At 68.7% G+C, this 5,240-nt stretch carries 5 protein-coding genes; 2 read left to right on the top strand and 3 right to left on the bottom strand.

What is annotated here, in order from left to right; translation table 11 throughout:
- Positions 1-318: 318 nt before the first annotated feature.
- The 3 genes from ACFVT2_RS43225 to thyX all read right to left on the bottom strand — a co-directional run bounded on the left by ACFVT2_RS43225 (position 319) and on the right by thyX (position 3,988).
- Positions 319-2,004, bottom strand: a complete 1,686-nt coding sequence (locus ACFVT2_RS43225) for a ribonuclease J (protein ID WP_390027973.1) — start codon at positions 2,002-2,004, stop codon at positions 319-321.
- Between the two features lie 116 nt (positions 2,005-2,120).
- A complete protein-coding gene (dapA, locus tag ACFVT2_RS43220; protein ID WP_390027971.1) occupies positions 2,121-3,020 on the bottom strand; it encodes a 4-hydroxy-tetrahydrodipicolinate synthase in 900 nt (299 codons plus the stop codon).
- Between the two features lie 221 nt (positions 3,021-3,241).
- Entirely contained in the window at positions 3,242-3,988 is a 747-nt protein-coding gene (gene thyX / locus ACFVT2_RS43215) for an FAD-dependent thymidylate synthase (protein WP_390027969.1), read from the bottom strand.
- 289 nt (positions 3,989-4,277) lie between these two features.
- Between thyX and ACFVT2_RS43210 the strand changes: the two genes are divergently transcribed.
- Positions 4,278-4,517: a hypothetical protein gene (locus ACFVT2_RS43210; protein ID WP_390027966.1), complete on the top strand. Its 240-nt coding sequence runs from the start codon at positions 4,278-4,280 to the stop codon at positions 4,515-4,517.
- 117 nt (positions 4,518-4,634) lie between these two features.
- Positions 4,635-5,192, top strand: a complete 558-nt coding sequence (locus tag ACFVT2_RS43205; protein WP_390027964.1) for a PH domain-containing protein — start codon at positions 4,635-4,637, stop codon at positions 5,190-5,192.
- Positions 5,193-5,240 lie beyond the last annotated feature (48 nt).

Below are 5,240 nucleotides of genomic sequence, written 5' to 3'. Positions count from 1 at the left end.
GCGGGGTCCGGCCGCTTCGCTTTCGCTTTTCGGCCTTTCCGACTTTATCAGATCCTTTTTCGCTTCCGGCCCGCTTCTCAGTGAGGCGCTACCGGTTCGAATTCGGTTCTGAATTCTGGTCGGAGGGGTTTGCCTTTCGGCTGATCCGACTTTATCAGATTGCTCTGGGTCGGAATTCCGCGGTCCGTGGGGAGCAGTCCGCACGCGCAGCGCGCGGTGCTTCCCGTTCTGGCGGAGCCTGAAACGTACTGGAGCGGGGCGCCCGATGCAAATCGGGGCGCCCCACTCCTACTTGAGGACCGTCGGACGGTCCGTCCGTCAGACCTCGACGACCACAGGGAGGATCATCGGGCGGCGACGGTAGTTGTCCGACACCCACTTGCCGACTGCGCGGCGGATCAGCTGCTGGAGCTGGTGGGGCTCGGCGATGCCGTCCTGGGCCGCCTTGGACAGTGCTTCTTCGATCTTGGGGACGACGGCCTCGAACGCCGCGTCGTCGATGCCCGAACCGCGGCCGTGGACGTTGGGTCCGCCGACGGTCTTTCCGGTGCTGCTGTCGACGACCACGAAGACCGAGATGATGCCCTCGTCGCCCAGGATGCGGCGGTCCTTGAGGTGCGCCTCGGTGACATCGCCGACCGAGAGGCCGTCGACGTAGACGTAGCCGGCCTGGATCTTGCCGGTGATCCTGGCGATGCCATTGACCATGTCGACGACCACGCCGTCCTCGGCGATGACGATGCGGTCCTTGGGGATGCCCGTCAGTGCGCCCAGTTCGGCGTTGGCGCGGAGGTGGCGCCATTCGCCGTGTACCGGCATGAGGTTCTTCGGCTTGCAGATGTTGTAGAAGTACAGCAGCTCGCCGGCCGAGGCGTGGCCCGAGACGTGGACCTTGGCGTTGCCCTTGTGGACCACGTTCGCGCCCCAACGGCTGAGGCCGTTGATCACGCGGTAGACCGCGTTCTCGTTACCGGGGATGAGCGACGAGGCCAGGATGACCGTGTCGCCCTGGACGATGCGGATCTGGTGGTCGCGGTTGGCCATCCGGGAGAGGGCGGCCATCGGCTCGCCCTGGGAGCCCGTGCAGACCAGCACCACTTCGTGGTCCGGCAGGTCGTCGAGGGTCTTGACGTCGACGACCAGGCCCGCGGGGACCTTGAGATAGCCCAGTTCGCGGGCGATGCCCATGTTGCGGACCATCGAGCGGCCGACGAAGGCGACCCGGCGGCCGTACTCGTGGGCCGCGTCGAGGATCTGCTGGATGCGGTGCACATGGCTGGCGAAGCTGGCGACGATGATGCGCTTGTCGGCGTTGGCGAACACCTGGCGCAGCACGTTGGAGATGTCGCGCTCCGGCGGGACGAAGCCTGGGACCTCGGCGTTCGTGGAGTCGGAGAGGAGGAGGTCGATGCCCTCCTCGCCGAGCTTGGCGAAGGCCGGGAGGTCGGTCAGTCGGCGGTCCAGCGGGAGCTGGTCCATCTTGAAGTCGCCGGTGTGGACGACCATGCCCGCGGGGGTGCGGATGGCGACCGCGAGGGCGTCGGGGATGGAGTGGTTGACGGCGACGAACTGGCACTCGAAGGGGCCCAGGCGCTCGCGGTCGCCCTCGGCGACCTCCAGCGTGTAGGGGCGGATCCGGTGCTCCTGGAGCTTGGCCTCGATGAGGGCCAAGGTCAGCTTGGAGCCGATCAGCGGGATGTCCGGCTTCTCGCGGAGGAGGTAGGGGACGCCACCGATGTGGTCCTCGTGGCCGTGCGTGAGCACGATGCCGTCGATGTCGTCGAGGCGGTCCCTGATGGACGTGAAGTCCGGCAGGATCAGGTCGATTCCGGGCTGCTCCTCCTCGGGGAAGAGCACTCCGCAGTCGACGATCAGCAACCGGCCGTCGTACTCGAAGACCGTCATGTTGCGGCCGATCTCACCCAGGCCACCGAGGGGGGTGATGCGCAGGCCGCCCTTGGGCAGCTTCGGCGGGGCGCCGAGCTCAGGATGCGGATGACTCAAAAGACTCTCCTCACCATGCGCGCCACGCTGCCGTCGAGGCACGTGGCGCGCATGACATTCGTGCACTTGCTATGTGGCGGTTGGTGTTGGTCCGTATTCAGTTATGAAGTCTGTGTTTAGAGCTGTACCCCGCCGGCGGCGAGATCGCGCTTGAGCTGTTCGGTCTCCTCGGGCGAGAGATCGACCAGCGGCAGCCGCAGCGGACCGGCGGGCAGGCCCTGCAGGCCGAGGGCGGCCTTGGTCGTGATCACGCCCTGGGTGCGGAACATGCCGGTGAAGACGGGCAGCAGCTTCTGGTGGATCTCCGCGGCCTTGGTGACGTCGCCGTTGAGGTGGGCGTCCAGCAGGGCGCGCAGCTCGGGCGTGACGACGTGCCCCACGACGGAGACGAAGCCGACGGCGCCGACCGAGAGCAGCGGGAGGTTGAGCATGTCGTCGCCGCTGTACCAGGCCAGGCCGGAGCGGGCGATGGCCCAGCTGGCGCGCCCGAGGTCGCCCTTGGCGTCCTTGTTGGCGACGATCCGCGGGTGCTCGGCGAGCCGGACCATGGTCTCGGTGTTGATCGGGACGCCACTGCGGCCGGGGATGTCGTAGAGCATCACCGGGAGGTCGGTGGCGTCCGCGATGGCGGTGAAGTGGCGCAGCAGGCCCTCCTGCGGGGGCTTGCTGTAGTACGGCGTCACCGCGAGCAGACCGTGCGCGCCGGCGTCCTGCGCCGCGCGGGCCAGCTCCAGGCTGTGCCGGGTGTCGTTGGTGCCGGCTCCGGCGACGACGAAGGCGCGGTCGCCGACGGCTTCGACCACGGCACGGACCAGCTGGGCTTTCTCCGCATCGCTGGTGGTCGGGGACTCTCCGGTGGTGCCGTTGACGACAAGGCCGTCGTTGCCGGCGTCCACCAGGTGTGCGGCGAGCCGCTGCGCGCCGTCGAGGTCGAGGGCGCCATCCGCCGTGAACGGCGTGACCATGGCGGTCAGCACCCGCCCGAAGGGGGTCTGCGGTGTGGAAGTCGGAGCCATGGGTCCCACGCTACTCGTAGGGCGCCGCGGGGTGTGCCTCTGGGGAGGAGGGATGTGGACTCCGGCACTGCCTGCTCGGGGGTTCAAGCAGTGCCGGGTCCGTTTGTTCAGCGTAAATGAACTTCTCAAAGTGCCGCAATCCGGACACTTCGGACGGGTATCCCGGCGGCGCGAGCGCGGCCCGCCGATCGAGCCGCGCGGCGCCGTACGCAGCCGAAGCGCTACGGGGCGATACGGCCGTTCGCATTGAAGGCTGCGTAGGTGAGGGGCATGAGCTTGGCCCAGTGGGCCTCCATCTGCTCGCCGACCATCTCGATCTCGCGCTGCGGGAAGGAGGGGACCTTCGCCTGCTCGTGCTGCGTCCGCAGGCCGAGGAAGTGCATCAGGGACCGGGCGTTGCAGGTGGCGTACATCGAGGAGAAGAGGCCGACGGGGAGCACCGCGCGGGCGACCTCGCGGGCGACGCCGGCGGCGAGCATCTCCTGATACGCCTCGTACGCCCGGCGGTAGCTGTCCTCCATGACCCGGTCGGTGAGCTCGTGCTGCGCCGGGGTGCCCTCGACGAACTCGTACTTGCCGGGGCGGCCCTGCTGGACGAGCTTGCGGGACTCACCGGGGACGTAGAAGACCGGCTCCAGCTGGCGGTAGCGGCCGGACTCCTCGTTGTACGACCAGCCGACGCGGTGCCGCATGAACTCGCGGAAGACGAAGATCGGTGCGCTGATGAAGAACGTCATGGAGTTGTGCTCGAACGGGCTGCCGTGCCGGTCCCGCATCAGGTAGTTGATCAGGCCCTTGGAGCGCTCCGGGTCCTTCTGCAGCTCTTCCAGGGACTGCTCGCCGGCCGTCGAGACCCGGGCCGCCCACAGCACATCGCTGTCCGCTGCGCTGTGCTTGACCAACTCGACCGTCACTTCGCTCCGGAAGCTGACGGGTGCGCTCTCGGCGCGGTCGGGGGTGTGGGACACCGGCGGTTCCTTCCATTCGATCCTCGTGCGCGTCCAGCCTACGGCTCGCCACTGACAGTCCGGGAAATGCCAGCTGATGCCGCGTTAGCGACCACTCCGAACAACGCTGCACAACGCTGCACAACGTCGAACAACGCTGAACAAAGCGGGCAATCCTGACCCCGCCTGCAACCCGGCGGACGGCGGTTGATATTTTTCACAGAAGTAACGGAAAACGGGCACCAAACGGACGCCTCCGTCGTCTTTCCCTGTGACAGTGCCCACTTCGAGGTTCCTAGGAGAGCCCCTCATGTTCCGCCGGCGAGAGCCCGTCCCGTTCGCCTTCGTTGCCGAGGCAGACCGGTTCCGCAGCAATATCACTCCCCCGCCGCGCTCGCGCCTCTCGCGCGCGCAGCTCGTCGGCCAGTCCCTGATCACACTCACCGTGGTGGGCGGCCTGACGGGCGCCCTGCTGTTCGGCCTGCCGGCCCTCCAGCAGGACACCTCCGGTTCGACCGGGGTGCACCAATCCGAGGCCGCGCACCGCTGAGCCGGCGGCGGAGCGGGCCACCGGGTGGTTCCGCTCCGCCAGTCCCGATAGCCTCACCGCTCACAGCTTCCGTCCGCATGTCGTTCCGTGCCGACCAGCCCTGAGTGAGGACCAGCAGTGCCCCTGCCCTTCCTGACGGCCGACCGTGCCCTCCAGGCCGACGGCCGCGCGGATCCCGTCCCTCCGTCGTACCACGACCCCGAGCACTGGCGCCGTCCCTACCGCCCCGGACCGTGGCGAGTGGGGGCGGCGGCGGTCTTTCTGCTGCTCGCCTCGTTCGTCCTGCTCTCCGCGCTGATCATCGCGCTGGCCGGGTCGCCGGTCGGGGCGGCGGTCTGCGCGGCGGTGGCGGTGCTGGTGATCGCACTGGCACTGCGGCTGGTGCGGGTGGGGGTCTGGGTGAGCGCCCGGGGGCTGCGGCAGGTGAACCTGCTGCGCACCACCACGCTGCCGTGGTCCGCGGTCGCCGCGGTCCGTACGATCCAGCAGCCGGTGCGCTGGCTGGGGCTGCCGCGGACGGTGCAGGGACAGGCGCTGCGCGTCGAGCGGGCGCAGGGGGAACCGCTGCGGCCCCTGCTGACGGACCGCAACGGTGACTTCCTGGGCCGCTCGGAGCGGTTCGAGCAGGCCGCCGACGTGCTGGAGGCGTGGGCGGCGGAGTACCGCCGCCCCTGAGAACGCCGACCGCCCGGGTCCGTACGACTGTTCCGTACGGACCCGGGC

It is taken from the genome of Streptomyces sp. NPDC058000, assembly GCF_042886435.1.
Classification (GTDB): Bacteria; Actinomycetota; Actinomycetes; order Streptomycetales; family Streptomycetaceae; genus Streptomyces.
The sequence above is the reverse complement of the archived record's forward strand: the minus strand, read 5'-3'. Positions and strand labels throughout refer to the sequence as shown.